This is a genomic window from Kaistia sp. SLG-1 (assembly GCF_059699055.1).
The window spans coordinates 4,821,794-4,846,685 of the sequence record NZ_AP048544.1; the positions used below are offsets into that span (position 1 = coordinate 4,821,794).

23 protein-coding genes and 1 pseudogene are annotated in these 24,892 nt (G+C 67.5%); 16 read left to right on the forward strand and 8 right to left on the reverse strand.

Annotation, left to right across the window (positions count from 1 at the left end):
- Positions 1–36: 36 nt before the first annotated feature.
- The 6 genes and pseudogenes from rimM to leuC all read left to right on the forward strand — a co-directional run bounded on the left by rimM (position 37) and on the right by leuC (position 4,458).
- On the forward strand, positions 37–582 hold the full coding sequence (gene rimM / locus AC6HZP_RS22435; RefSeq protein WP_497524616.1) for a ribosome maturation factor RimM: 546 nt from the start codon (positions 37–39) through the stop codon (positions 580–582).
- 77 nt (positions 583–659) lie between these two features.
- Positions 660–1,361 carry a tRNA (guanosine(37)-N1)-methyltransferase TrmD gene (trmD, locus tag AC6HZP_RS22440; RefSeq protein WP_497526842.1) on the forward strand — a complete coding sequence of 234 codons (702 nt, stop codon included), beginning with the start codon at positions 660–662 and terminating at the stop codon, positions 1,359–1,361.
- A gap of 143 nt (positions 1,362–1,504) precedes the next feature.
- Positions 1,505–1,879, forward strand: a pseudogene (rplS, locus tag AC6HZP_RS22445) (50S ribosomal protein L19); the annotation flags it as partial.
- An 81-nt stretch (positions 1,880–1,960) separates the two neighbouring features.
- Positions 1,961–2,773 carry a class I SAM-dependent methyltransferase gene (locus AC6HZP_RS22450; RefSeq protein ID WP_497524617.1) on the forward strand — a complete coding sequence of 271 codons (813 nt, stop codon included), beginning with the start codon at positions 1,961–1,963 and terminating at the stop codon, positions 2,771–2,773.
- A gap of 68 nt (positions 2,774–2,841) precedes the next feature.
- Entirely contained in the window at positions 2,842–2,976 is a 135-nt protein-coding gene (locus AC6HZP_RS22455; RefSeq protein WP_256434760.1) for a hypothetical protein, read from the forward strand.
- Positions 2,977–3,039: 63 nt separating this feature from the next.
- A complete protein-coding gene (gene leuC / locus AC6HZP_RS22460; protein ID WP_497524618.1) occupies positions 3,040–4,458 on the forward strand; it encodes a 3-isopropylmalate dehydratase large subunit in 1,419 nt (472 codons plus the stop codon).
- A 413-nt stretch (positions 4,459–4,871) separates the two neighbouring features.
- On the opposite strand, the gene AC6HZP_RS22465 is transcribed toward leuC, so the two are convergent.
- Both AC6HZP_RS22465 and AC6HZP_RS22470 read right to left on the reverse strand, forming a co-directional pair.
- Positions 4,872–5,171, reverse strand: coding sequence for a hypothetical protein (locus tag AC6HZP_RS22465; RefSeq protein ID WP_497524619.1), 300 nt, complete (start codon positions 5,169–5,171; stop codon positions 4,872–4,874).
- Positions 5,172–5,338: 167 nt separating this feature from the next.
- Positions 5,339–5,761: a hypothetical protein gene (locus AC6HZP_RS22470; protein WP_497524620.1), complete on the reverse strand. Its 423-nt coding sequence runs from the start codon at positions 5,759–5,761 to the stop codon at positions 5,339–5,341.
- A gap of 232 nt (positions 5,762–5,993) precedes the next feature.
- On the opposite strand from AC6HZP_RS22470, the gene AC6HZP_RS22475 reads away from it, so the two are divergent.
- The 3 genes from AC6HZP_RS22475 (at position 5,994) to leuD (ending at position 7,596) form a co-directional block, all read left to right on the forward strand.
- Positions 5,994–6,476: a GNAT family N-acetyltransferase gene (locus AC6HZP_RS22475; protein ID WP_497524621.1), complete on the forward strand. Its 483-nt coding sequence runs from the start codon at positions 5,994–5,996 to the stop codon at positions 6,474–6,476.
- A 5-nt stretch (positions 6,477–6,481) separates the two neighbouring features.
- Entirely contained in the window at positions 6,482–6,895 is a 414-nt protein-coding gene (locus AC6HZP_RS22480; protein ID WP_201401155.1) for a metallopeptidase family protein, read from the forward strand.
- Between the two features lie 95 nt (positions 6,896–6,990).
- A complete protein-coding gene (leuD, locus tag AC6HZP_RS22485; protein WP_201401156.1) occupies positions 6,991–7,596 on the forward strand; it encodes a 3-isopropylmalate dehydratase small subunit in 606 nt (201 codons plus the stop codon).
- 625 nt (positions 7,597–8,221) lie between these two features.
- Here the strand turns inward: leuD and AC6HZP_RS22490 are convergent.
- Complete coding sequence (locus AC6HZP_RS22490; protein WP_497524622.1) at positions 8,222–9,097, reverse strand: HpcH/HpaI aldolase/citrate lyase family protein; 876 nt, start codon at positions 9,095–9,097, stop codon at positions 8,222–8,224.
- A gap of 248 nt (positions 9,098–9,345) precedes the next feature.
- Between AC6HZP_RS22490 and pdxY the strand changes: the two genes are divergently transcribed.
- From pdxY to AC6HZP_RS22505, 3 genes are all read left to right on the forward strand, one after another.
- Entirely contained in the window at positions 9,346–10,230 is an 885-nt protein-coding gene (pdxY, locus tag AC6HZP_RS22495) for a pyridoxal kinase (RefSeq protein ID WP_497524623.1), read from the forward strand.
- Complete coding sequence (locus tag AC6HZP_RS22500; protein ID WP_497524624.1) at positions 10,227–10,943, forward strand: DUF429 domain-containing protein; 717 nt, start codon at positions 10,227–10,229, stop codon at positions 10,941–10,943. Before pdxY ends, AC6HZP_RS22500 begins: the two co-directional genes overlap by 4 nt.
- 125 nt (positions 10,944–11,068) lie before the next feature.
- Positions 11,069–11,731, forward strand: a complete 663-nt coding sequence (locus AC6HZP_RS22505) for a carbonic anhydrase (RefSeq protein WP_497524625.1) — start codon at positions 11,069–11,071, stop codon at positions 11,729–11,731.
- Positions 11,732–12,402: 671 nt separating this feature from the next.
- Here the strand turns inward: AC6HZP_RS22505 and AC6HZP_RS22510 are convergent.
- Positions 12,403–13,437 carry an aspartate-semialdehyde dehydrogenase gene (locus tag AC6HZP_RS22510; protein WP_201401161.1) on the reverse strand — a complete coding sequence of 345 codons (1,035 nt, stop codon included), beginning with the start codon at positions 13,435–13,437 and terminating at the stop codon, positions 12,403–12,405.
- Between the two features lie 324 nt (positions 13,438–13,761).
- On the opposite strand from AC6HZP_RS22510, the gene AC6HZP_RS22515 reads away from it, so the two are divergent.
- Entirely contained in the window at positions 13,762–14,217 is a 456-nt protein-coding gene (locus AC6HZP_RS22515; protein WP_497524626.1) for a hypothetical protein, read from the forward strand.
- Between the two features lie 14 nt (positions 14,218–14,231).
- Here the strand turns inward: AC6HZP_RS22515 and AC6HZP_RS22520 are convergent, their stop codons facing one another.
- Together AC6HZP_RS22520 and AC6HZP_RS22525 are read right to left on the reverse strand one after the other, a co-directional pair.
- Positions 14,232–14,843 (reverse strand): LysE family translocator, encoded by a 612-nt coding sequence (locus tag AC6HZP_RS22520; RefSeq protein ID WP_497524627.1) that lies wholly within the window; start codon positions 14,841–14,843, stop codon positions 14,232–14,234.
- A gap of 60 nt (positions 14,844–14,903) precedes the next feature.
- On the reverse strand, positions 14,904–15,833 hold the full coding sequence (locus tag AC6HZP_RS22525; RefSeq protein ID WP_201401164.1) for an aldo/keto reductase: 930 nt from the start codon (positions 15,831–15,833) through the stop codon (positions 14,904–14,906).
- 257 nt (positions 15,834–16,090) lie between these two features.
- On the opposite strand from AC6HZP_RS22525, the gene AC6HZP_RS22530 reads away from it, so the two are divergent.
- A complete protein-coding gene (locus AC6HZP_RS22530; RefSeq protein ID WP_497524628.1) occupies positions 16,091–17,443 on the forward strand; it encodes an Nramp family divalent metal transporter in 1,353 nt (450 codons plus the stop codon).
- A gap of 470 nt (positions 17,444–17,913) precedes the next feature.
- On the opposite strand, the gene AC6HZP_RS22535 is transcribed toward AC6HZP_RS22530, so the two are convergent.
- Positions 17,914–19,446 (reverse strand): UxaA family hydrolase, encoded by a 1,533-nt coding sequence (locus tag AC6HZP_RS22535; RefSeq protein ID WP_497524629.1) that lies wholly within the window; start codon positions 19,444–19,446, stop codon positions 17,914–17,916.
- A 159-nt stretch (positions 19,447–19,605) separates the two neighbouring features.
- A complete protein-coding gene (locus AC6HZP_RS22540) occupies positions 19,606–20,523 on the reverse strand; it encodes a ribokinase (RefSeq protein WP_497524630.1) in 918 nt (305 codons plus the stop codon).
- A gap of 475 nt (positions 20,524–20,998) precedes the next feature.
- Here AC6HZP_RS22540 and AC6HZP_RS22545 point away from each other — a divergent pair, with 475 nt between their 5' ends.
- Together AC6HZP_RS22545 and mdoH are read left to right on the forward strand one after the other, a co-directional pair.
- A complete protein-coding gene (locus AC6HZP_RS22545) occupies positions 20,999–22,585 on the forward strand; it encodes an OpgD/OpgG family glucan biosynthesis protein (protein WP_201401168.1) in 1,587 nt (528 codons plus the stop codon).
- Positions 22,573–24,780, forward strand: coding sequence for a glucans biosynthesis glucosyltransferase MdoH (gene mdoH / locus AC6HZP_RS22550; RefSeq protein WP_497524631.1), 2,208 nt, complete (start codon positions 22,573–22,575; stop codon positions 24,778–24,780). Before AC6HZP_RS22545 ends, mdoH begins: the two co-directional genes overlap by 13 nt.
- Positions 24,781–24,892: the final 112 nt, after the last annotated feature.

Consider the following 24,892-nt stretch of genomic DNA (forward strand, 5'->3'; position numbering starts at 1 on the left):
GCGATGCTCTAGCGGGATATTCGACAAGGACATGCGATGCCCGCTCCGGACGCAGACAAGGTTCTCCTCGGCCAGTTCGGTGCCGCCCACGGCATCCGTGGCGAGATCAAGCTCCACTCCTATACCGAAGAGCCGCTTGGCATCGCCGATTACGGCCCGTTCACGCTGGATGACGGCCGCGTCGTCGAGATCACCAGCGTCCGCATCCAGGGCGAGAACGTCATCGCCCGCGTCGAGGGCATCGGCGATCGCGACGCCGCCGAGACGCTGCGCAACCGCAAGCTCTTCGTCGGCCGCGACGCCCTGCCGGAGCTCGAGGAAGAAGACGATTTCTACCACGCCGATCTCGTCGGCCTGACGCTTGAGCTCGCTGACGGCACGCCCTACGGCACCATCGCCTCGGTGCAGAATTTCGGCGCCGGCGACCTGATCGAGATCGAGCCGGCGCCGGGCGCCCGCACCTTCTACCTGCCGTTCACCCGCGCCATCGTGCCGACCGTCGACATCAAGTCCGGCAAGGCCGTCGTCGTGCCGCCGCCCGAGACCGAGGCGCGCCCCGAGGACGGCGAGGACGAGGCGTGAGCGACAACGCCTTCGACGCCACGAAGGACGCCGCCGACCCGGCCGGGTTCGGGGGTTCGAGTCCCTGGCGCGCTACCATATTGACCCTCTATCCCGACATGTTCCCCGGGCCGCTCGGCCAGTCGCTCTCCGGCAAGGCGATCGCCGACGGCAAATGGTCGCTCGACGCGGTCAACATCCGCGATTCGGCGACGACCAAGCACCGCAACGTCGATGACACGCCGGCCGGCGGCGGCCCCGGCATGGTGATGCGCGCCGACATTGTTGCGCGCGCACTCGACGCGGCGGCACCCGCCGACGACCCGCGCCCCCGTCTTCTGATGAGCCCGCGCGGAAAACCGCTGGAGCAGGCGCGCGTGCGAGAACTCGCCGCCGGTCCCGGCGCGGTGATCCTCTGCGGCCGCTTCGAGGGCGTCGACGAGCGCGTCATCGAGGCGCGCCAGCTCGAGGAAGTCTCGATCGGCGACTATGTGCTGTCGGGCGGCGAGCTCGGCGCCATGGTGCTGCTCGACGCCATCGTCCGCCTGCTGCCGGGCGTGATGGGCGGCGCCGAATCGGGCACCGAGGAAAGTTTTGAAGGCGGCCTGCTCGAATATCCGCACTATACCCGCCCGCGCGAATGGGAAGGCCGCACCATCCCCGACGTGCTGCTCTCCGGCGACCACGCGGCGATCGCCAAATGGCGACGCCTTGAGGCCGAGCGCATCACGCGCGAGCGCCGGCCGGACCTTCTGGCGGATCGAGCCGACGGCCGGACCGCGCAAGAAAAGCGCCGCTGAGCGCCCGCGCGCTGGACTTTGACGCCCGCTTCCTGTAAACGCCCGCCATCCATGGCCGTATTCGGCGATGGACCCAATAACTGAAAACAGCGCACCGAAACGCTCGCGGCTCGCAAGAGACCGCATCGGCAGGAGTTGAGACCATGGTCAACATCATCGAACAGCTCGAGAAAGAGCAGCTCGAAATCGTCGCCGCCCAGCGCGCCGTCCCGGAATTCCAGCCCGGCGACACGCTCAAGGTCAACGTGAAGGTCGTCGAAGGCTCGCGTTCGCGCGTGCAGGCCTATGAAGGCGTCTGCATCGCCCGTTCCGGCGGTGGCCTCTCCGAGAGCTTCACCGTTCGCAAGATTTCCTACGGCGAAGGCGTCGAGCGCGTCTTCCCGGTCTACTCGCCGCTGATCGCCAGCATCGAAGTCGTCCGCCGCGGCAAGGTTCGTCGCGCGAAGCTTTATTACCTGCGCGATCGTCGCGGCAAGTCGGCCCGCATCGTCGAGCGCACCGAGGCCCGCAAGGACAAGGCTCAGGCCTGATCCTTCGCCCGAGGCGAAGCTTACGAAGGCGGGTCCCCAGGACCCGCCTTTTCTTTTGGGGGAGCGCAGATGGACGCCTTCAAGCAGAGCAACCGCGCCGGCTGGGACGAGCGCGCCGACATCCACGCCAAGGACAGCACTGGCTTCTACGCCATCGACCCGTTCCTGGCGGGCGAGGACGTGCTCTACCCCATCGAGGCGGCCGAGATCGGCGACGTCGCCGGCAAGAAACTCGCGCATTTCCAGTGCCATATCGGCATCGACACGCTCTGCCTCGCCCGTCGCGGCGCCATCGCCACCGGGCTCGATTTCTCGCCACACGCCATCGCGCAGGCGCGCTCCCTCTCGGAGCGCTCCGGCCTCTGCGCCGATTTCGTCGAGGGCGAGGTCTACGACGCGCCCGAGCTGATCGGGACGGACTACGACATCGTCTTCACGAGCTGGGGCACGATCACCTGGCTCGACGACATCCGTGCCTGGGCGCAGGCGATCGCCGGCACGCTGAAGCCCGGCGGCCGCCTCTATTTCGCCGACACCAGCCCGGCGATCTCGACGCATGAGGAAATCGACGGCGTCATCCGCCCCTATTACGACTGGCGCTCCGCCCGCGAAAAACCGCAGCGCTTCGACGCCGAGACGACCTATACCGGCGACGCGACGCCGCTCGTCACCAATTTCAGCTATGAGTGGATGCGCGGCACCTCCGACGTCATCGACGCGCTGCTGCGCGCCGGCCTGCGGCTCGACTTCATGCGCGAGCACGAGGTGCTGCCCTTCAAGCTGTTCCCGATGATGGTCGACGCGGGCAATCGCATGTTCGCGCTGCCGGCCGGAATCCCGCGCCTGCCGCTCGCGCTTTCGCTCGGCGCGACGAAGCTGTGATCCGATGGTAGGATCGCGCGCACGATCCGAATTGTCGTTCCGGAAATTGACTGCTATTTAGAACCGCTATGAACAGTCCTTTCGCCCGCATGCATCAGCCGACGACCGCAGAATTCGCGGCGCTGACCGATCATGCGCGGCTGCCCTGGCGCTTTTTCGCCCGTCTGCTGGCGACCGAGGATCTTGGTTCCGATCGACTTTGACGGGGCAGTGGCCCCGATCGATCCCCCTCGCCCAAGCAATTTATCCTTCAGGAAGAAGACGTCATGACCACGTCGAACGGCAATCCCCGCACCCTCTACGACAAGATCTGGGACGACCACGTCGTCGAGAAGAACGAAGACGGCAACACGATCCTCTACATCGACCGCCATCTCGTGCATGAAGTCACGAGCCCGCAGGCGTTCGAAGGCCTGCGCATGGCCGGCCGCAAGGTGCACCAGCCGCAGAAGACGCTCGCCGTCGTCGATCACAACGTGCCGACGACCGACCGCACGCACGGCATCGAGAACCCGGAATCGGCCCTGCAGGTCGCAACCCTCGCGGAGAACGCGGCCGAGTTCGGCGTCGAATACTATTCCGAGCTCGACCGTCGCCAGGGCGTCGTCCACATCGTCGGCCCCGAGCAGGGCTTCACGCTGCCCGGCATGACCATCGTCTGCGGCGACAGCCACACCTCGACGCATGGCGCCTTCGGCGCGCTGGCGCACGGCATCGGCACGTCGGAAGTCGAGCACGTGCTCGCCACCCAGACGCTGATCCAGTCCAAGGCCAAGAACATGCTGGTCACGGTCGACGGCGTGGCGCCGGAAGGCGTCTCGGCCAAGGACATCGTGCTCGCCATCATCGGTGAGATCGGCACGGCCGGCGGCACCGGCCACGTGATCGAATATGCCGGCGACGCCATCCGCGCCCTGTCGATGGAAGGCCGCATGACCGTCTGCAACATGTCGATCGAAGGCGGCGCCCGCGCCGGCCTGATCGCGCCGGACCAGACGACCTACGACTACATCAAGGGCCGTCCCAAGGCGCCGACGGGCGACACCTGGGACGCGGCCGTGCGCTACTGGGAGACGCTCAACACCGATCCCGGCGCGCATTTCGACACCGAGATCCGCCTCGACGCGGCCAGCCTGCCGCCGATCGTCACCTGGGGCTCCTCGCCGGAAGACGTCGTCTCGATCGCCGGCGTCGTGCCGAACCCGGATGAGATCGCCGACGAGAACAAGCGCAAGTCGAAGTGGCGCGCGCTCGAATATATGGGCCTGAAGCCCGGCACCCGCATGGTCGACATCCCGGTCGAGCGCATCTTCATCGGCTCCTGCACCAATGGCCGCATCGAAGACCTGCGCGCCGCCGCCTCGATGATCCGCGGCCAGAAGGTGCGCGAGGGCGTCAACGCCATGGTCGTCCCGGGCTCCGGCCTGGTGAAGGCGCAGGCGGAAGCCGAGGGCCTCGACAAGCTGTTCCGCGAGGCCGGCTTCGAATGGCGCGAGCCGGGCTGCTCGATGTGCCTGGCGATGAACGACGACCGGCTGAAGCCGCATGAGCGCTGCGCCTCGACCTCGAACCGCAATTTCGAGGGCCGCCAGGGCTTCAAGGGCCGCACCCATCTGGTATCGCCGGCCATGGCCGCCGCCGCCGCGATCGCCGGCCACTTCGTCGACATCCGCAGCTGGCGCTGAGGGACGGGCTTTCTTTAGGAGGGAATCTTCCTTCACCTCTCCCTGAGGGAGAGGTCGACGGCGAAGCCGGCGGGTGAGGGTTTACGGCCTCACCGGATGGTTCCCTAAACCCTCTCCCGGCTCTTCGAGCCGACCTCCCCCTCAGGGGGAGGTGAAGGGCAGCCTTCTGGATGGAACTCCGAATACAAGAAGGGCCCGGACGTCACCGTCCGGGCCCTTTTTTCGTTCCAACAAAGCCACGTTCTTCCCCCTCCCCTTGTGGGGAGGGAGGGGTGGGGGTGCCACCTCGATATCGGGAAGCGGGCTTCCGGCGGGCTGAACGGTGCCCCTCTCGCAGGGCCGGCGCCGGTACCCCCTCCCTAACCCAAGGGGGAGGGAATTTTCCGAGCGGTACCCGGATGTGCTCGCCGCCGCTACCAGCGCGGGCCGCGGCCGTGCGTCCAGTAGCAGCGCTCGCCGACCTGGACCTTGCGCCATTCCCAGCGGCCGTGGCGCCAGACCCTGCGCTCGCGGAACTCCGGGCGGCAGACCCGGTGGCCCCGGCCCCAGCCATGGCCGCGACCATTGTTCCAGCCGCGATCGTCCCAGCCGCGGTCATAATTCCGGTGCGGCTCGCCGCGATGCCAGGCCAGCGCGCTGCCGGTCGAGGCCCCGAGGACGCCCGTGACCAGCACCAGCGTGGTCGCGGCAGCCATGATCGTTTGCTTCAGCATCTTTCAGTCTCCCTTCCAGGCAATCAGGCCAACCGGCCCGCAGGCCGATGCGACCTGTTGCGTCTATGAAGGGACACTGGGGATGAACCGGCGCTGAGACGACCGTTCAGGGAGGGTTCACGATGCCCCGCCGACCCGGGGGTCGGCGGGTTGAAGCTTATGCCGCCTTACCAACCCTGATGGACCCAGTAGCAGCGATTGCCGACGAAGACGTTGCGCCAGCGCCAGCCGTTGCTGGTGTGCACTCGGACGGTCCGAAATGCCGGCTGGCAGACCCGCGTCGGTCCGTAGTCGTAGCCATAGTTCCACGAGCCGAGCCCGTAGCCGAGGCCGAAGCCCAACGCCGGACCCCAGCCCCAACCGCCGCCCCACCCGCCGCAGTTCCAGCAGCCGCCGCCGCCGTGCCAGCCGCCGTTCCAGCCGCCGCCGTGCCAGTTGCCGCCGCCACCACCGTGCCAGCCGCCACCGCCCCCGCCGCCGTGCCAGCCACCACCACCGCCGCGTGCGAAGGCGTCGTCCGTCGCGGCGCCGAGCGTGCCCAGGGCGAGGGCAAGCGTGGCCGCGGCGGTGATCAGGATATGCTTCCTCATGGCCATTACTCCCAGGAGCCAATGGCACGCCGCCCCGCGACCATCCCGGCGCACCAACCGTCGATGCGAGTATCAACAGCCGGGTCCGGCCGGTTATTCGGTCAGCAGATCCGGCATGCCGCAGGGCTCCGGAACATTGCGGATTGCATCACGGGAACCGATGCGACATTGCTATGACATGGGAAACTGGACCGTACGCTGCCAGTAGGCAGCCGGAATTGACCAAATGGGAATGAGTACGCTGCCCCTCTCGACTCGCTTCGACACCGTCACGCTGACCATCGACGACGCGCTCGAATTCGCGCCGCTGCTGGCTGCCTATGTCCAGGACATGAAGCGCGGCGCGCCGCGTCATCCGGACCTCTATTATGCCGAAAGCATGCTGCGCGACCGGACCGCCGAGATCCTCGGCGCCCGCCTCGACGGCACGCTGGTCGGCTTCGCGGTCTTCTACGACCTGCCGGACGCGATGAGCGGCATGCGCGTCGGCCAGCTGGAAGACCTGTTCGTCATGCACGATTCGCGCGGCCGCGGCGTCGCCCGCGCGCTCGTCGAGGCGCTCGCCCGCAAGGGGCGCACGCGCGACTGGCTGTCGCTCCGCCTGATGGTGCCCGAGGGCTCGCAGATGCGGACCTCGTTCGCCGAGACCGTCGGCAAGAAGGCCCGCCTCGACAGCTTCGTCGTCCAGATCGACCGCGGCCGCGCGGCGGGCTGACCCTCATGGCAAGGATCGATCTCGACGCGCTGAAGGCGCCTTCGCTCGACGATTTCCAGGCGCTCGGCCAGGCCGCCCTCGACGGCCTGCCGGCGGAATTCCGCCGGCTGACCGGCGATATCGAGATCCGGGTCGACGATTTTCCCGACGACGAGGCGCTCGACGCGCTCGGCATCGAGTCGGAATTCGACCTGCTCGGCCTGTTCCAGGGCGTCGGCCTGGCGCATGCCTCGGCGGTCGAGCACACCGGCATGATGCCGAACCGCGTCTGGCTCTACCGCCGGCCGATCCTCGACTACTGGGCCGAGCATGACGAGACGCTGGGCGCCATCGTCAGCCATGTGCTGATCCACGAGATCGGCCATCATTTCGGCCTCTCCGACGACGACATGGAAGCGATCGAGGAAGCGGCCGGCTGAGGAGCCCCCCGAGCGCGAAACGAGCCGAAAGCCTTGACCTAGGCTGGTTTTCGGCGCATTTACCGCCGTCTGAACGGCTAATTGGGATGATCACCATGGAAAAATTCACGACGATGACCGGTGTCGCGGCTCCGCTGCCGCTGATCAACATCGATACCGACATGATCATTCCGAAGGACTATCTGAAGACGATCAAGCGCACCGGCCTCGGCAAGGGTCTGTTCGCCGAGATGCGCTTCAACGAGGACGGCAGCGAGAATCCGGACTTCGTCCTGAACAAGCCGGCCTACCGCCACGCCTCGATCATCGTTGCCGGCGACAATTTCGGCTGCGGTTCGTCGCGTGAGCATGCCCCCTGGGCCTTGCTCGACTACGGCATCCGCTGCGTCATCTCGACGTCCTTCGCCGACATCTTCTACAACAACTGCTTCAACAACGGCATCCTGCCGATCCGCGTGTCGAAGGAAGACCTCGACAAGCTGTTCGACGACGCCAACCGCGGCGAGAACGCGCGCCTGACGGTCGACCTCGAGGCGCAGGAGATCCGCGGGCCCGACGGCGGCGCGGTGCATTTCGACATCGACCCGGCCCGCAAGGAGAAGCTCCTGAGCGGCCTCGACGACATCGGCCTGACGCTGGTCAAGGCGCCGCGCATCGAAGCCTACGAGAAGACCACGGAAGCCGCCCGCCCCTGGGCCTGATCCCGTCTAAGAGATTTTGAAAAAGGCGTCCGGAGCGATCCGGGCGCTTTTTTTGTTTTTGGGCCCCACCCTCGCCGTCATCCCGGCCCCCGAGCCGGGATCCATTCAACCGAGGCATCGGGAGGCCCGGCGACCGGCGGCGCGGCTGCATGGATCCCTGCTTTCGCAGGGATGACGGGGAGTGGGTGCGAAGGCCGAGCGGGGGCTGGAAGGCGCCGGGGCGTACGGAAAGACCGGGCCGGTTCCTGCAACGCCGCCGATTGAGGCACAGCCTCGCCCCACCCTCGCCGTCATCCCGGCCCCCGAGCCGGGATCCATTCAGCCGAGGCATCGGGAGGCTCGCACGCCCTGCGGCGCGGCTGTATGGATCCCCGCCTTCGCGGGGATGACGGGGAGCGGGTGGGCAGGCTTGAGCAGTTCCTGCGACGCCGAATTTCTTCGGAAATGGGCATCGGCATCGTCGGCCGGCACCGCCGATTGAGGCACAGCCCCGCCCCACCCTCGCCGTCATCCCGGCCCCCGAGCCGGGATCCATTCAGCTGAGGCATGGGGAGGCCCCGCGACCAGCGGCGCGGCTGTATGGATCCCTGCTTTCGCAGGGATGACGGGGAGCGGGTGGGAAGCCCTACCCCCGCGCCGCGATCGCCTCGGCGAGCTGCAGCAGCCTTTGCGCCATGTCGGCGTGCAGGCGCTCGATCATGCGGCCGTCGACCATGACGACGCCCTTGCCGGCGTTCTCGGCCAAATCGAACACGCCGGCGATGCGCGTCGCCCAGGCGATCTCTTCCGCGCTCGGGGCAAAGGCCGTGTTGGCGCCCTCGACCTGCTTCGGGTGAATCACCGTCTTGCCATCAAAACCGCAATCGCGCCCCTGCCGGCATTCGGCCGCGAAGCCTGCTTCATCGGCGATGTCGTTGAAGACGCCGTCGAGGATGCCGATGCCGGCCGTGCGCGCGGCGGCGAGCGCCGTCATCAGCCAGGGCAGCATCGGCGCCCGGCCCGGCACCTGCCGCGTCCCCGTCTCGCGCGCGAGATCGTTCAACCCGAGCACCAGCATCTCGAGCGGCAGCCTTTCGTCCCGCGCCGTAGCGATGGCAAGCGGATCGAGAATGGCCAATGGCGTCTCGATCATCGCCCAGAGCGGTAGTGCGACATCCGGGGCGATCATCGCGCGCACCCTCGCGAGATCCTCGGCGCGCGAAATCTTCGGCAGCAGGAGGGCGTCGGGCCGGGCGCTCGCGATCGCCGCCAGATCGGCCTGGATCCACGGCGTCCCCAGCCCGTTGGCGCGCACGACGATCTCGACCGGCGTGCCGGCCTGGCGGAAGGCCGCCACCGTCTCGACGGCGCGAGCGCGGGCTGCGTCTTTCTCCGCCGGCGCCACGGCGTCCTCCAGGTCGAGGATGACGACATCGGCGCCGAGCGACGGCGCTTTGGCGAGCGCGCGCGGGCTGGAGCCCGGCACATAGAGGGCGGAACGGCGCGGACGGATCGACGGCATCAGGACTTCCCGGTCAGGTGACGGTCGCTCCGGCATGCCGGAAATCGGACCTCGACGCCAGCATAGGCGCGGGAGCCGCGAAACGGAATCGAGCAGGCCCGAGCGTTTGACCGAAGCGGATACCAGTTCGCGTCCAGAAAACGCGACCAAACAAAAGGTTAGAGCATTCCGTCATTTCCACGAGACGATGAAATGCTCTAGCTTCGCACCGCCGCCAAGAGCCGCAGCGCCGCAGGAACCATGCGCCCATGACCGAGCCGACCATGACCGAGCCGACCGCCGTCGCCATCAAGCCCGCCATCCTGGTCCTTTCCTCCAGCGTCGTGCGCGGCGCCGTCGGCGGCCGCGGCGCGGTGTTCGCGCTGGAGCGCTTCGGCCATCCCGTCTGGTCGATGCAGACGGTGACCCTGCCCTGGCATCCCGGCCACGGCCGCGCCAGCCGCGTCATCCCCGACGAGGCCGCCTTCGAGGCACTGATCGACGACCTGATCCGCGCGCCCTGGCTCGGCGAGATCGGCGCGATCCTGACCGGCTACATGGGCGCGGCCAGCCAGCCCGCCGCCGTGGCGAGGCTGGTCGACGCGGTCAAGGCGGCGCGACCGGACGCGCTCTATCTCTGCGACCCGGTGATGGGCGACGCCGGCATTCTCTATGTGCCGGAGGCGACGGCATCCGCGATCCGCGATCACCTGGTGCCGCGCGCCGACATCCTGACGCCCAACCCGACCGAGCTCGGCTTCCTGACCGGCAATCTGGCGCTCCCCGCCGAGGCGCTGCATGCGGCGGCGACCAGCCTTCCGACGCCGCGCATCGCCGTCACCTCCGCCGCCGGCACCGAGGGCGAGATCACGACGCTCTTGGTCTCGCGCAACGGCACCGGCCACGACACCATCCAGGCGAGCCACGCGGCGATCGGCGGCCGCGTGCCGAACGGCACCGGCGACCTCTTCGCCGCGTTGTTCCTCGCCCGCCTCGTCGGCGGCGCCTCGGATGCGCAGGCGCTGCGGCTTGCCACCGCCGCCGTCGCCGACGCGATCGACGCGGCCGCCAGCCTCGGCGCCAACGAGCTGCCGCTCGCCACCATCCAGGACCAGCTGCTGGCGCCGAAGACGCCGGTGCGGATCATCCCGTGACCCGCGTCGTCGGCGTCGACGGCTGCCCGACGGGCTGGATCGCGGTTTCGATCGCCGCCGAGGGCCCGGTCGAGCCGACGGTCCGCATCGTCGCCCGCTTCGACGAACTTATCCACGACGTCGACAACGCCGTCATCGCCGTCGACATGCCGATCGGCCTGCCCGACTTCATCGGCGCGGAGGGGCGAGGCCCCGAGCGGCTGGTTCGTCCGAAGCTCGGGCCCCGCCAGAGCTCGGTCTTCTCGGTGCCGTCGCGAAGCGCCGTGATGGCCGAGGATTATCGCGAGGCCTGCGCGGTCGCGAGCGCCACCTCCGAGCCTGGCCGGATGGTGGCGAAGCAATGCTTCCATATCTTCCCGAAAATCCGCGAGATCGACGCCGCGATGACGCCGGCGCTGGAGGCGCGGGTGTTCGAGGTGCATCCCGAGCTCGCCTTCTGGCGGCTGAACGGCGAAGCGCCGATGAGCCTGCCCAAGAAGGTGAAGAGCCGGCCCAATCCGGACGGGCTCGACCAGCGCCGCGCGCTGCTGGTGCGGTCGGGCTACGCGCCCGGCGATCTCGCCAGGCCGCCGCGCGGCGCCGGCGCCGACGATCTCCTCGACGCGGCGGTGAACGCCCTGATCGCCCGGCGCATCCTTGCCGGCGAGGCCGAGAGCTTTCCGGCCGAGCCGGGGCGCGACGCCAGGGGGCTGCGGATCGCCATCTGGGCCTGATCCGGCCGGCCGGACAGCGCTGCTGCAAATTGTCTCGACCCGTGCGGAAAACGCGTTTATTGGATCGCTAGCCTTATGCTGCACTGCATGAATTCGTAGGCGGCCCCCCTTTGGAGCACCACCCGATGGCCAAGGCCCTAGACTTCCCGTCCCGGCTCCTGCGCGGCTACGCAGCCTTCCGCGACAACCGCCTGCCGCAGGAAAGCTCGCGCTACAAGGTCCTCGCCGAGACCGGTCAGCGCCCGCAGACCATGATCCTCGGCTGCAGCGACAGCCGCGCCGCCCCGGAGACGATCTTCGACGCGGCGCCGGGCGAGCTCTTCGTCGTCCGCAACGTCGCCGCCCTGGTGCCGCCGTTCACGCCGGATGGCGAGCATCACGGTACGTCAGCGGCGATCGAATTCGGCGTGATGGGGCTGAAGGTTCGCCATCTCGTCGTCATGGGCCACGGCCGCTGCGGCGGCATCACCGCCTATCTGGCAGGGCGCGAGGCGCCGAACCTGCAGGCGCCGAACGATTACATTCACAAGTGGATCTCGCTGTTGAAGCCGGCCGAGGCGCTGATCTGCGAGGATCCGGCCGAGACGGCCGACCGCCAGCGCGCGATGGAATTCGCTTCGATCCGCCAGACGATCGAGAATCTGCGCACCTTCCCGTGGATCAAGAGCCTCGAGGAGATCAACGAGCTGGAGCTGCACGGCGCCTGGTTCGACATCTCGACCGGCGAGCTCTACCTCCTCGACAAGCAGACCGGCCGCTTCACCGTCCCGGAAGAGATCGAGGCCTAGATCCGGTCCAGGGCTCCAGCGCCGTGTTTGCCTGAGACAGGCGCTGCATCGGCGCCCTGCGTCCTCCGAGACGCCTCTCCAGGGCTCCTCAGTGTCTGGCCCGCAATTCGGGAGGGGCTCTCCTTTCACCTCTCCCTGAGGGAGAGGTCGACGGCCGAAGGCCGGCGGGTGAGGGTTTACGGCCTCACCGAAGGGTCCCCATCATCTTGCCGCTTCATCGGAGGGTTCCCTAAACCCTCACCCGGAGCTTCGCTCCGACCTCTCCCTCAGGGAGAGGTGAGGAAGCGGGGTGCCACCTCGGTGCCGGGAGACAGTCTCTGCGGAACGTGACCCATCCGCGCCTCGGGGCACCTTCGCGTCAGCCCCCCATTGAGCGGTGAACCCGGCGGCATGGATCCCGGGTCAAGCCCGGGATGACGACGGAGCGGGGGACGGCGCGTCACGAAGCCGGCGAAAGCCATTGAGGGTAACGCGCGCGCCCAGCCCCACGCTCAGCCGTCATCCCTGCGAAAGCAGGGATCCATCCATCCGCCACCGGAACCTTTCCGCAAGCGACGTCTCACCTTCCCTAAGGCGCGCTCGCCACTTCCCGGTTGCCCCATACGAAAAAGGCGCGACCTCGCGGCCGCGCCTCTTCAAATATATGGCTCCAGAGAGCCGGAACTCCCGCCTCAGGCGGCCTGCTTCTTCGGCTGGATCAGCTTGCGGTTGACCAGCACTTCGGCGATCTGCACGGCGTTGAGCGCGGCGCCCTTGCGGAGGTTGTCGGAGACGACCCACATGTTGAGGCCGTTCTCGACGGTGGCGTCCTCGCGGATGCGCGAGATGTAGGTCGCGTCCTCGCCGGTCGCCTCGTAGGGCGTGATGTACTGCTCTTCTTCCGGATTATCGATGACCAGGCAACCGGGCGCCTCGCGCAGGATGTCGCGCGCCTCGTCGGCGGTGATCGGCTTCTCGAACTCGATGTTGACGGATTCGGAGTGCGAGACGAACACCGGCACGCGCACGGCGGTGCAGGTCAGCTTGATCTTCGGATCGAGGATCTTCTTCGTCTCCGCCATCACCTTCCACTCTTCCTTGGTGTAGCCGTCCTCCATGAAGACGTCGATGTGCGGAATGAGGTTGAAGGCGATGCGCTTGGTGAACTTGGTCGATTCGATGGGATCGTTGACGAAGACGGCGCGGGTCTGCGTGAACAGCTCGTCCATGCCTTCCTTGCCGGCGCCGGAGACCGACTGGTAGGTCGAGACGACGACGCGCTTGATCGTCGCGACGTCATGCAGCGGCTTCAGCGCGACGACGAGCTGCGCGGTCGAGCAGTTCGGATTGGCGATGATGTTGAGCTTGGAGAAGCTGACAATGGCGTCGGCATTCACTTCCGGCACGATCAGCGGCACCTGCGCGTCGTAGCGCCAGGCCGAGGAATTGTCGATCACGACGCAGCCCTGCGCGCCGATCTTCGGCGCCCATTCCTTCGAGATCGCGCCGCCGGCCGACATCAGGCAGATGTCGGTGTCGGAGAAATCATACTGGTCGAGCGGCTTCACCTTGAGCGTGCGGTCGCCGAAGGAGACTTCGGTGCCCTGGCTGCGGCGCGAGGCCAGCGCCACGACCTCGTCGGCGGGAAAGCCGCGCTCGTCGAGGATGGAGAGAATTTCTCGGCCCACATTGCCCGTGGCGCCGACGATCGCGACCTTGTAACCCATTTTTTCCTGCTCCTTGTCCGTCTCTCTCCCCCACCGCACGTCCGCGGAAAACCCGCGCCCGGTCGGCCCCGCTTCCCTCGGGGCCCCGAGGGAGAATGGGGGCACGGGAGGGACGATCAGGCAGTCGTCGTGGTTTTCGACGTTTTGGGCGTGGTGGAGATGCGCATGACGGCCGTGCTTGTCCGGGTGACGGAAGCCACCTGGTCGATTAGGATCGAAAAAGCATCGGCGTGCGCAGTCATCGGTCTACCCGAATGAGATTGGCGCATCTTCTGCCGCCAAACCGGCCAGAAGTCAACGGAGGCGAACGGCTTGAGCGTTTTGATGGCCTTTCCGAAACCGGCGCTCGTGCTGTGCGCCGCCCTCTCCGTCGTCCTCTCGGTCGCCCAATGGACCGGATCGGCCACCGCCCGGGCCGGGGAACGCGTACCGGAAAAGGAGATCGAGAAGTCGCTTTCCGGCGTCACGCTCGACGGTATCTACAACAACGGCGCCTTCTTCAGCGAGACCTACAACGAGGACGGCTCGGTCCGCTATCACGACATCGACGGCTCCGACAGCGGCCAGTGGTCGGTGCAGGCGGGCAAGTTCTGCACCTTCTACGAAAGCCAGCAGGGCGCCTGCTTCTTCGTCGAGCGCGACGGCCCCAACTGCTTCACCTTCTTCGTGCCCGACGAGAAGGGCGGCGCGAATGCCGGCCCGGCCAAGGAATGGACCTCGCGCGGCTGGGACCGGCGCAAGCCGTCGACTTGCCCGACCGCGCCGGAAATCCGGCTCTAGAGACGGCATCCCCCTCAGCGCGTTCGCGCCAGGGCGAGCCAGACGCCGCCGCCGATCAGGCAGGCGCCGCCGATGCGCGCGACCAGGCGCGAGCGCGCCTCCGTCAGCAGGCGCCCTGCCCGGCTGGCGAGGATGGCGAAGGTGCAGTCGTTGATCCCGGCGACGGCGAGCGCGGTCACGCCCATCAGGACGATCTGCACCACCTTGTCGCGGTTCGGATCGATGAACTGCGGGAAGAAGGCCCCGAAGAAGAGCAGGATCTTCGGATTGCTCAGCGACACGACCATGCCCTGCAGCAGGAAGCCGCCGCGCGGCGGCGCGGGCGCCCGCGCCATCGCGATCCCCTGCGAGCGAAACATCTTCCAGCCGAGCCAGACGAGATAGGCGGCGCCGGCCAGCCGCAGCCAGTCGAACCAGTGACCGGCGGCGACGATCAGCGAGGTGAGCCCGATCGCCGCGACGACCACCATGATGGCGAGGCCGAGCTGGGTGCCGGCGACGTTGAGCAGCCCGGCGCGGGCACCGTGGCGCAGGCTGTTGGCGACGATCAGCGTGACCGTCGGCCCCGGTATGATGGCGATGACGATGCAGGCGGCGACAAACGCCGCATAGGTTTCGAGCGACATGCCGTATTCCTCCAGACCGCGAGGATGGCATGCCGCAACGTCATCGAAAAGCGCGGACGGTCAGACCAGCGCCTCGAAGGCGGCGACGTCGGCCGCCGTCAGCTGCCAGTCCGACGCCTTGGCGTTGGCGGCGATCTGCTCCGGCGTCGTCGCGCCGGCGATGACGGAGGGCACCGAATCCTGCGCCAGCAGCCAGGCGAAGGCGAGCTCGAGCACGCTGTGGCCCCAGGCGGCGGCGAAGGCGTCGAACTTCTCGACCAGCACCATGTTGCGCGGCGTCAGATAGCGGTCGCTCAGATGCTTCCAGGCGCCGAACCGGCTGCCGGTCGGGAGCTCGCCGCGGCGATACTTGCCGGAGAGCAGGCCGCTCGCCAGCGGGAAGAACGGGATCAGCGCCAGCTTCTCCTCGCGCACCACCGGCAGCAGCTCCTTCTCGATCGTGCGCTCGACCAGGCTGTACTCGTCCTGGCTGGAGACGAAGCCGCGATAGCCCGCCTTGCGCGCCGCCGCCTGCGCCTCGCGCAGCTGCTTCGGCGTGAAGTTGGAGGCGCCGTAATAGCGGATCTTGCCCGCTGCCACGAGATCCTCGAGCGCGCCCAGCGTCTCCTCGATCGGCGTGTGCGGATCCGGCTCGTGCTGCTGGTAGAGATCGATGCGATCGGTCTTGAGGCGCTTCAAGCTGGCCTCGACGGCGCGGGCGATGTAGTCGCGCGAGGCGCGCTTCGTCTCGGTCGCCCCGGCGATCGGCTTGCCGAACTTGGTCGCCAGCACGATTGCGTCGCGCCGCGATCCCAGCACCTCGCCCAAAATGCTTTCCGAGCGGGTATCGGCATAGATGTCGGCGGTGTCGAAGAAATTGATGCCCGCGTCGATCGCCGCGTCGATCACCTGCCGCGATGCCTCGAGATCGATCCGCCCGCCGAAATTGTTGGTGCCGAGACCGATCACCGAAACTTCGAGATCCGTGCTGCCAAGCCTGCGCGTCCGCATTGTCCTGCCTCTTGATCCTGGTCCGAATTCGGGTCCGATCGGCTATCTAGGGTGTCGATGGCCGCCGGACAGTCTTGTCATGATGCCGGATCGCCGCGCCCGCGCCCTGACCCGCAGCCGGGACAGCCGTCAGGCAGCCGAACGATATCGCGGGAGCATCCGCCGCGCCGGAGCGTTCCGCAAGGAACTTCTTGACTTTTGCGCTGCATCATCCACTTATTGCGAATAATTCGCATTATCATTTTGGACGCAACGTCGTGCGGACGGTCAATGAAGAGACGGGCGAGGTCGGCGGATGGCGCCGCGCCCGGGGCATGCCCTCGCTTTCCGAAGTCCATGGTTCGATCCCCGTCGCAGAGACCGGTCCAAACTGGCGCAAGGCCGCCGCCTTCCTGGGCCCCGGCTATCTCGTCGCCGTCGGCTACATGGACCCCGGCAACTGGGCGACCTCGATCGCCGGCGGCTCGCGCTTCGGCTACACGCTGCTCTTCGTGGTGCTCTTGTCGAGCCTGATGGCGATGATCCTGCAGGCGCTCGCCTCGCGGCTTGCCATCGCCACCGGGCGCGACCTGGCACAGGCCTGCCGCGATGCCTATCCGGCGCCGGTCGCGGCGCTGCTCTGGCTGCTGGCGGAAGTCGCCATCTGCGCCACCGACCTCGCCGAGGTGATCGGCACGGCGATCGGCCTCAATCTGCTGTTCGGCATCCCGCTCGAGATCGGCGTCGTCATCACGGCGCTCGACGTCTTCCTGGTGCTCTACCTGCAGACCAAGGGATTCCGCTGGGTCGAGGCGCTGGTGATCTCGCTGCTCGGCGTCATCGCCGTCTCGTTCCTGGTGCAGATCGTCATGGCGGATCCGAACTGGGGCGATCTCGTCCGCGGCTTCGTGCCGAACCCGGAGATCGTCAAGAATCCGGACATGCTCTATCTGGCGCTCGGCATCATCGGCGCCACCGTCATGCCGCATAACCTCTACCTGCATTCGGGCATCGTGCAGACGCGCGCCTACCACGCCGACGACGAGGGCAAGCGCCAGGCGATCCGCTTCGCCACCCTCGATTCGACGCTCGCGCTCGTCTTTGCGCTGCTGATCAACGCCTCGATCCTGGTGCTCGCGGCTTCCGCCTTCCACGCCAAGGGCTCGACCGAGGTGGTCGAGTTGGACAAGGCCTATGCGCTGCTGCACCCGCTGCTCGGCTCGGCGCTGGCGCCGACCTTGTTCGCGATCGCGCTGCTGTGCTGCGGCCTCAATTCGACCGTCACGGCCACCATGGCCGGCCAGATCGTCATGGAGGGCTTCCTCAACATCCGCCTGGCGCCGTGGCTGCGCCGGCTGATCACGCGCGGCCTCGCCATTATTCCGGCGGCCGTCGTCACCATCCTCTATGGCGAGAGCGGCGCCGGCCAGCTCCTGATCCTGTCGCAGGTGATCCTGAGCCTGCAGCTGCCCTTCGCGGTGATCCCGCTGGTGATGTTCACGGCCGAGCGCCGCAAGATGGGCACCTTCACCGCGCCGCGCTGGCTCTCCGCCATCGCCGGCATCGTCGCGGCGGTGATCATCGTGCTGAACATGAAACTGCTGTTCGATGCGATCTCGGGCGGCGGATAGTTGGCGCGTCGTCCCTCAACTCTCCCTGAGGGAGAGCCTCAAGAATCCCCTCCCCCTTGTGGGGAGGGTTAGGGAGGGGGTACCGGCTCCGCCCTGAAAGTAGAATACCGTTCGAAGGCACTTCCCCGCACCGAGGTGGCCCCCCACCCCGCCCTCCCCACAAGGGGGAGGGAGAAGGAAGCGGATCCCCGCGCTCGCCGTCATCCCGGGCTTGACCCGGGATCCATGCAACCGGGTTGCCGGTCACGCGAAACTCCCGAGAACCCGGCTGCATGGATCCCCGCCTTCGCGGGGATGACGGGGAGCTTGGTGAACGTGCGGAGGTGTCCCGCAACCCCGGCCCTCCCCACAAAGGAGACGCCGCCCCACAGATCTCGCCCAACAAAAAAAGCCCCCGTCCGGGTGGACGAGGGCTTCTTTTCAACCAAAGCCGTAGGGGCCGAACCCTACATCGGCCGTAAGGCCTGGCCTTACATCACGGCGCCGATCTGCCACGGCACGAATTCGGCGTCGCCATAGCCGAGGTCTTCCGACTTCGAGTGCTTGCCGGAGGCGACCGCGACGATCTCGTCAAAAATCTCCTGGCCCTTTTCCTCGATCGACACGCCGTCGAGGACGTCGCCGCAATTGATGTCCATGTCCTCGATCATGCGGGTGTAGACGTCGGAATTGGTGGCGAGCTTGATCGACGGCGTCGGCTTGTAGCCGGCGGCCGAGCCGCGGCCCGTCGTGAAGACGATCATGTTGGCGCCCGACGCGATCTGGCCGGTGACGGCGGCCGGATCGTAGCCGGGGCTGTCCATGTAGACGAAGCCGTGCGTGTCGACCGGCTCGGCGTACTTGTAAACGCCGCGCAGCGTCGAGGTGCCGCCCTTGGCGGCGGCGCCGAGCGACTTCTCGAGAATGGTCGTCAGGCCGCCGAGCTTGTTGCCGGGCGACGGGTTGTTGTTCATCTCGCCCTGGTTGCGCTCGGTGTAGTCTTCCCACCACTTGATCAGGTCGACCAGCTTCTCGCCGACCTGGCGATCGGCGGCGCGGCGGGTGAGCAGGTGCTCGGCGCCGTAGATCTCCGGCGTCTCCGACAGGATCGTCGTGCCGCCGTGGCGGACGAGGATATCGGAGGCATGGCCGAGCGCCGGGTTGGCCGTGATGCCGGAATAGCCGTCGGAGCCGCCGCACTGCAGACCGACCATGATCTCGGAGACCGGAGTCGGCTGGCGCTTGTAGGCGTTGGCGGCCGGCAGCATGTCCTTGATCACGGCGATGCCCGCCTCGATCGTCTTGCGGGTGCCGCCGGTCTCCTGGATCGTCATGGTCCGGAAGCCGTCATGCTCGACGAGATTGTACTGCTTCATCAGGCGCGGGATCTGGAACACTTCGCAGCCGAGGCCGACGACGAGCACGCCGGCGAGGTTCGGGTGGCTGGCATAGCCCCACTGCGTGCGCTCGAGCGTGTCGTAGCCCTCGCCCGATCCGCCCATGCCGCAGCCCTGGCCGTGCACGAAGGAAACGACGCCGTCGACGTTCGGGTAGTCCTTCAGAATGTCCGTGCGGTTGAAGGCGTCGGCGATGTAGCGGGCGACCGTGGCCGAGCAGTTCACGCTGGTCAGGATGCCGATGTAGTTGCGCGTGCCGACCTTGCCGTTCGGGCGATGGTAGCCGTCGAAATGGCGGCGTTCGTTGAACGGCAGCAGGCCGTCGTCATGCGCGCCTTCCGCGAACTGGTAGTCGCGGTCGAACTCGGACATGCCGCAATTATGCTCATGCACCCACTCGCCCGGCGCGATCGGCGCCTTGGCGAAGCCGATGATCTGGCCGAACTTCAGGATCGGCGCGCCCTCGGCGATACCGACGACGGCGATCTTGTGGCCCTTCGGCACGCGCTGGCTGGCGGTGACGCCCTCCACCACCGATCCCGGCAGGATCGTGTCGATGGCGACGCGGACATTGTCGGTGGCGTTCAGGCGAAGGGTTCTGGGCTGGGCAGCGGTGGTGACGCTCATCGGACATCTCGAAATAGGAGTGAGGCGATGGACTTCATGCGGCGGACCGCGCAAGGCGCGCGTCACCGATGAAGCCCCTCAGCTGGCTTTCCGGGTGAAATCTTCATTCACCAGTGATCAGGTTACTCACCTGTCATATATAGCAGCGATACCGCCCTGTCACGGAAAAGCGGGGTCGCCCGACAGCGACAATTCGATCGCCGCGCGCAGCGGGAAGCTCGGCTGCGCGCCGGCCTTGGCGCAGGCGAGCGAGCCGGCGACCGAGGCATGCCGCATGGCGGTGGCGAGATCCGCGCCCTCGTCGAGCAGCGCCGCCAGCACGCCGCAGAACGTGTCGCCCGCGCCGGTCGTGTCGACGGGCACCACCTTGAGCGCCGGAACGCTGATCGTGTCGTTCTCGGTGGCGGCGACGGCGCCATCGGCCCCGAGCGTGGCGATCACGGTGCGCTTCAGCTCGCTCGCGAGCCGCGCGACGGTCTCGGCGCCGGTCGAGCCCGGCAGCAGGCCGAGATGACGGGCGAGGTCGGCCGCCTCGGTCTCGTTGACGAGGATCATGTCGACATCGGCGAAGGCTTCGCGCTCGACCGGCAGGAACGGCGCAATCGACAGCACGACGCGGGCGCCGGCCGCCTTGGCAATGCGCGCGGCGGCGAGCGTCTCGGCGAACGGCGTTTCCATCTGCAGGAGCAGCGTGTCGCCGGCGCCGATCGCGCTGCCCTCGAGGTCGCTCGCCAGCAGCTTGGCGTTGGCGCCCGGCGACAGCACGATCGTGTTCTCGGCGTGGTCATCGACGGTGATGACCGCCATGCCGGTGGTGGCGCCGCGGCGCTGGATGCCCGAGAGGTCGACGCCGCCCGCTTCCAGCTCGCTGAGGGCCACGGTCGCCATGTCGTCGGAGCCGACCGCGCCGATCATCTTGACCGTGGCGCCGGCGCGCCGCGCGGCCAGCGCCTGGTTGGCGCCCTTGCCGCCGGGGATGAGCTGGTAGTCCGATCCCGGCACGGTCTCCCCCGGGCGTGGCAGGCGCGCGGTGCGACTGACGAGGTCGATGTTGACCGAACCAAATACCGTGATCATGAACGCTTCCTCAAACCGGCCGCCTTGCTACGTGTCGTGGCGAATTTGCCGCGGCGGCGGCGAGAGAATGCCCGATGCGCCGCGACGCGCACAAGAGGCAGGCGCGCGACGGCCACGGGCGACGTTCGGGCATGCGGTACCAAAAGTGGAGCCCGCCTTAAATATGATCGCCACCGGCCCCGCGGTGTCATTCCGCATTTGAAAAAACACAGCTAGATTGACGCGGAACGCACGGAATTCGCGACGGTGGGGATCGCGGCCTTGTCAGACTTGATCTATGCGGTGTCGGAAGAAATGGCCGCAGGGTTCGGAGCTTTTGCCGTCGGCGCCGCCATGGCGTCGAAGCGAAGCCCGCTCCCGGCCCATCGACGTCCTGCGCCAAATCGTCTACGCAAATTTCGACCGTGAAACTTTCACCACAGTTCGTTCCTAGGTTCGGGCCATTCGACGGTTTCCCGAGAAAAACAGACAGAACATGACTGAGACTCCGTACAAGATCACGCGGCGCCGCCTGCTGGCCTCTGCCGGCGCTTTTGTCGCCGCCGCAGCGATTGGCGATCTCTATCCCGACCAGGCCATGGCGCAAGCGACCAACATCGCCGCCTCGCTGGCGACGGATGGTCCCTTCACGCGGTCGACCGTGGCCGAGATCGCCCGGCGCCTGTCGCGCGTGCCGTTCGCCGCACCCGCATCGCGCCTGCCGGACGTGCTGCAGAACCTGACCTATGACCAGTATCGCGACATCCGTTTCAAGTCGGCGGCGTCGGTCTGGGCCAATGACGGGCTGCCGTTCAAGCTGCAGCTCTTCCATCCCGGCTTCTACTTCAAGGAGCCGATCGAGGTCGCGATCGTCAAGGACGGCCAGGCCAAGCACCTGCCCTACTCGACCAACCTGTTCGACTTCGGGCCGCTGGTGCCGAAGGGCATTCCGGACGAGGACATGGGCTTCGCCGGCATCCGCGTGCACGGCCCGATCAACAAGCCGGATTATTTCGACGAAGTCCTCGTCTTCCAGGGCGCCAGCTATTTCCGCTCGCTCGGCAAGGGCCAGGTCTACGGCATCTCGGCCCGCGGCCTGGCGCTGAAGACGGCCGAGCCCGAGGGCGAGGAATTCCCGATCTTCCGCGCCTTCTGGGTCGAGACCCCGGTCCAGCAGGGCGACACGATCGTGCTGCATGCGCTGCTCGACAGCCCGAGCGCGGCCGGCGCCTATCGCTTCACCGTCCGTCCCGGCTATCCGACCACGATGGATGTCGAGGCGACGCTGTTCCCGCGCACCGAGCTGACCAAGGTCGGCCTGGCGCCCGGCACCAGCATGTTCTTCTTCGGCGCCAACGACCGCCTCGGCGTCGACGACTTCCGCCCCGAGGTGCATGATTCGGACGGCCTGCTGATGGTCAACGGCCGCGGCGAGCGGCTGTGGCGTCCGGTCTCCAACCCGACGACGCTGCAGATCAGCGCCTTCGTCGACGCCGGCCCGCGCGGCTTCGGCCTGATGCAGCGCGACCGCGTGTTCGAGACCTATCAGGATCTCGAGGCCGTCTACGAGCGTCGCCCGAGCCTCTGGGTCGAGCCGGTCGGCGACTGGGGCCAGGGCGCGGTGACGCTAGTCGAGATCCCGACCAATTCGGAGATCCACGACAACATCGTCGCCTACTGGCAGCCGAAGGATCCGATTCCCGCCGGATCGGAATATTCCTTCGCCTATCGCCTGTCCTGGGGCGGCGATCCGAACTTCGTCCCGGGCGGCATGGTCGTCGCCGGAACGCGCGTCGGCCGCTCGACGCTGGACGGCGACTCGCCCGCTCGCCGCTTTGTGATCGATTTCTTCCCGCCGGTGCCCCTCGAAGGCAAGCCGGCGCCCGAACCGAAGGCGACGGTGACCACGTCCAAGGGTAAGATCAGCAATGTCGTGCTGATCCCCAATCCGAAGCTGGGCGAGGGCTGGCGGGTCAATTTCGAGCTCGATCCGGAAGACGCGACGCTCGTCGAGTTGCGGACCGTGCTGCAGTTCCCCGATGAACGACCAGCGGAGACCTGGGTCTATCGATGGACGGCGTGATCGCTTTCCCGGCCGGTGAGGCGAAGCAGACGGTGGAGACACCGCCGGCTGCCCGCCACACCCCCGATGTGGACGAAGAGACAAGCCTTCATCCCGAACCCGGCATGCCGACGGAAACCCCTGGCGACATGCCGCCGCAATCGCTCTGGCGGTTTCGCCGGCGCGATCGGCGCAAGTTCAGCGATCCACGACGGTCCCGGTCGTCGTGGGTCCGGCGCATCGCGATTCTCGGCAGCGCCTTCGCGCTCGCCGCGATCGCGGTCTATGAAATGGAGCAGGTGCTGATCGTCGGCGGACTGACGCCGGTCGAGATCAGCGTGCTCGTGCTGTTCGCGCTGAATTTCGGCTGGATCGCGATGGCCTTCACCAGCGCGATCGCCGGATATGGCGTCGTCATGGGCCGGCTGCACCGGCCGAAGCGGACGCCCGCGGGGCCGCTCGGCTCGCGCACCGCCATGCTCATGCCGACCTACAACGAGGATCCCTCCCGGGTCTTCGCCGCGGTCGAGGCCATGGCGACCGGGCTCGACGAACTGCGCCAGGGCCCGGCCTTCGACTGGTTCATCCTGTCGGACACCACCGATCCCGACGTCGCGCTGCAGGAAGAAGCGGCGCTGCTGACGCTGCGCGGCCGCCTCGGCGACCGGGCGCGCATCTACTATCGCCGCCGCCGCAAGAATATCGCGCGCAAATCCGGCAACGTCGCCGATTTCTGCACGCGCTGGGGCGCGGCCTATGACCATATGCTGGTGCTGGACGCCGACAGCCTGATCGCCCCCGAGACGATCGTCGAGCTGGCGCGCCGCATGGAGGAAGACCCGGATTCCGGCCTGATCCAGACGATCCCGGCCCTCGTCAACGGCACCACCATCATCGCGCGGCTGCAGCAGTTCGCCGGCCGTGTCTATGGTCCGGTCGTCGGCGCCGGCCTCGCTTTCTGGACCGGCTCCGAGGGCAATTACTGGGGCCACAACGCCATCATCCGCACCCGCGCCTTCATGGAATCGGCGGGGCTGCCGGATCTGCCCGGCAAGCCGCCCTTCGGCGGCCACATCCTGAGCCATGATTTCGTCGAGGCGGCGCTGCTGCGCCGCGCCGGCTGGACGGTTCGGATCGCCGACGACCTCGCGGGTTCCTATGAAGAGAGCCCGCCCTCGATCATCGATCTCGCCGTGCGCGACCGCCGCTGGTGCCAGGGCAACCTGCAGCACACGCTGGTGCTGCCGGCGCGCGGCCTGCACTGGGTCAGCCGCATCCATCTCCTGACCGGCATCGGCTCCTACCTCGCCTCGCCGCTCTGGCTGATGCTGATCCTCGCCGGCCTGGTGCTGTCGCTGCAGGCGCACTTCATCCGTCCGGAATATTTCACCGAGGATTTCCAGCTCTTCCCGACCTGGCCGGTGATCGACGCCGAGCGCGCCTTCCGCCTGTTCGGCCTGACGCTCGTCATCCTGTTCGGGCCGAAGTTCCTCGGCCTCGTCGCCTTCCTGCGCAACCGCGACGACCGCCGCACCGTCGGCGGCTTCCGCACCCTCGCGAGCTTCCTGTTCGAGATCCTCATCTCGGCGCTGATCGCGCCGGTGATGATGCTGGTCCATACCGGCGCCATTCTGTCGATCCTGCTCGGCCGCGATTCCGGCTGGAAGCCGCAGCGCCGCGACGATGGCGGCGTGCCGCTGCGCTCGCTGATCGCCCGCCACCGCTGGCACTTCCTGATCGGCGCCGCGCTGCTCTTCGCCGCCTGGCTCGATAGCTGGGTACTGGTCGCCTGGATGTCGCCGGCCATTCTCGGTCTGCTGCTGGTCGTGCCGGTCTCCGGCTGGACCGGCTCCAACCGCGTCGGCCGCTTCATCCGCCGGATGGGCCTGCTGCGCACGCCGGAGGAGGTCGATCCGCCGGCCGTCGCCCGCAACGCCGCCGCCATCCGCCCGGTCTACGAGGCGGCGATCGAGGTCGCGCCGGATCTGGTCACCATCGCCAGCGACGCCAATCTGCGCGCCGTCCACCTGGCGCTGATCGACGCCGTGCCCGAACGGAAGCCCGGCAAGGTCGAGGCGGTCGAGGCGCTGTCGGCGGCGAAAATCGACGACGCCACCTCCATCGCCGAGGCGGTTTCCTTCCTGACGCCGCAGGAGCGCGCCATGGTCATGGCGACGCCTGCGCTTCTGAGCCGGCTCAGCGCCTTGCCCACCTGAAATCGTGGATTTTACTCGCACCGCAACAAAATATTGCGGTCTTTTCGCGCGTGCACAAACGCTGTAAGGCTTACCACGTTCAATTTCGGCTGCGCGGCAAAGGGCCGCTCAC

Bases quoted from the DNA above. Each gene is read 5' to 3' on its own strand.
- rimM (WP_497524616.1), top strand. From the start codon at position 37: ATGCCCGCTCCGGACGCAGACAAGGTTCTCCTCGGCCAGTTCGGTGCC.
- AC6HZP_RS22450 (WP_497524617.1), top strand. From the start codon at position 1,961: ATGGACGCCTTCAAGCAGAGCAACCGCGCCGGCTGGGACGAGCGCGCC.
- AC6HZP_RS22455 (WP_256434760.1), top strand. From the start codon at position 2,842: ATGAACAGTCCTTTCGCCCGCATGCATCAGCCGACGACCGCAGAATTC.
- leuC (WP_497524618.1), top strand. From the start codon at position 3,040: ATGACCACGTCGAACGGCAATCCCCGCACCCTCTACGACAAGATCTGG.
- AC6HZP_RS22465 (WP_497524619.1), bottom strand. From the start codon at position 5,171: ATGCTGAAGCAAACGATCATGGCTGCCGCGACCACGCTGGTGCTGGTC.
- AC6HZP_RS22470 (WP_497524620.1), bottom strand. From the start codon at position 5,761: ATGAGGAAGCATATCCTGATCACCGCCGCGGCCACGCTTGCCCTCGCC.
- AC6HZP_RS22475 (WP_497524621.1), top strand. From the start codon at position 5,994: ATGAGTACGCTGCCCCTCTCGACTCGCTTCGACACCGTCACGCTGACC.
- AC6HZP_RS22480 (WP_201401155.1), top strand. From the start codon at position 6,482: ATGGCAAGGATCGATCTCGACGCGCTGAAGGCGCCTTCGCTCGACGAT.
- leuD (WP_201401156.1), top strand. From the start codon at position 6,991: ATGGAAAAATTCACGACGATGACCGGTGTCGCGGCTCCGCTGCCGCTG.
- AC6HZP_RS22490 (WP_497524622.1), bottom strand. From the start codon at position 9,097: ATGCCGTCGATCCGTCCGCGCCGTTCCGCCCTCTATGTGCCGGGCTCC.
- pdxY (WP_497524623.1), top strand. From the start codon at position 9,346: ATGACCGAGCCGACCATGACCGAGCCGACCGCCGTCGCCATCAAGCCC.
- AC6HZP_RS22505 (WP_497524625.1), top strand. From the start codon at position 11,069: ATGGCCAAGGCCCTAGACTTCCCGTCCCGGCTCCTGCGCGGCTACGCA.
- AC6HZP_RS22510 (WP_201401161.1), bottom strand. From the start codon at position 13,437: ATGGGTTACAAGGTCGCGATCGTCGGCGCCACGGGCAATGTGGGCCGA.
- AC6HZP_RS22515 (WP_497524626.1), top strand. From the start codon at position 13,762: ATGGCCTTTCCGAAACCGGCGCTCGTGCTGTGCGCCGCCCTCTCCGTC.
- AC6HZP_RS22520 (WP_497524627.1), bottom strand. From the start codon at position 14,843: ATGTCGCTCGAAACCTATGCGGCGTTTGTCGCCGCCTGCATCGTCATC.
- AC6HZP_RS22525 (WP_201401164.1), bottom strand. From the start codon at position 15,833: ATGCGGACGCGCAGGCTTGGCAGCACGGATCTCGAAGTTTCGGTGATC.
- AC6HZP_RS22535 (WP_497524629.1), bottom strand. From the start codon at position 19,446: ATGAGCGTCACCACCGCTGCCCAGCCCAGAACCCTTCGCCTGAACGCC.
- AC6HZP_RS22540 (WP_497524630.1), bottom strand. From the start codon at position 20,523: ATGATCACGGTATTTGGTTCGGTCAACATCGACCTCGTCAGTCGCACC.
- AC6HZP_RS22545 (WP_201401168.1), top strand. From the start codon at position 20,999: ATGACTGAGACTCCGTACAAGATCACGCGGCGCCGCCTGCTGGCCTCT.
- mdoH (WP_497524631.1), top strand. From the start codon at position 22,573: ATGGACGGCGTGATCGCTTTCCCGGCCGGTGAGGCGAAGCAGACGGTG.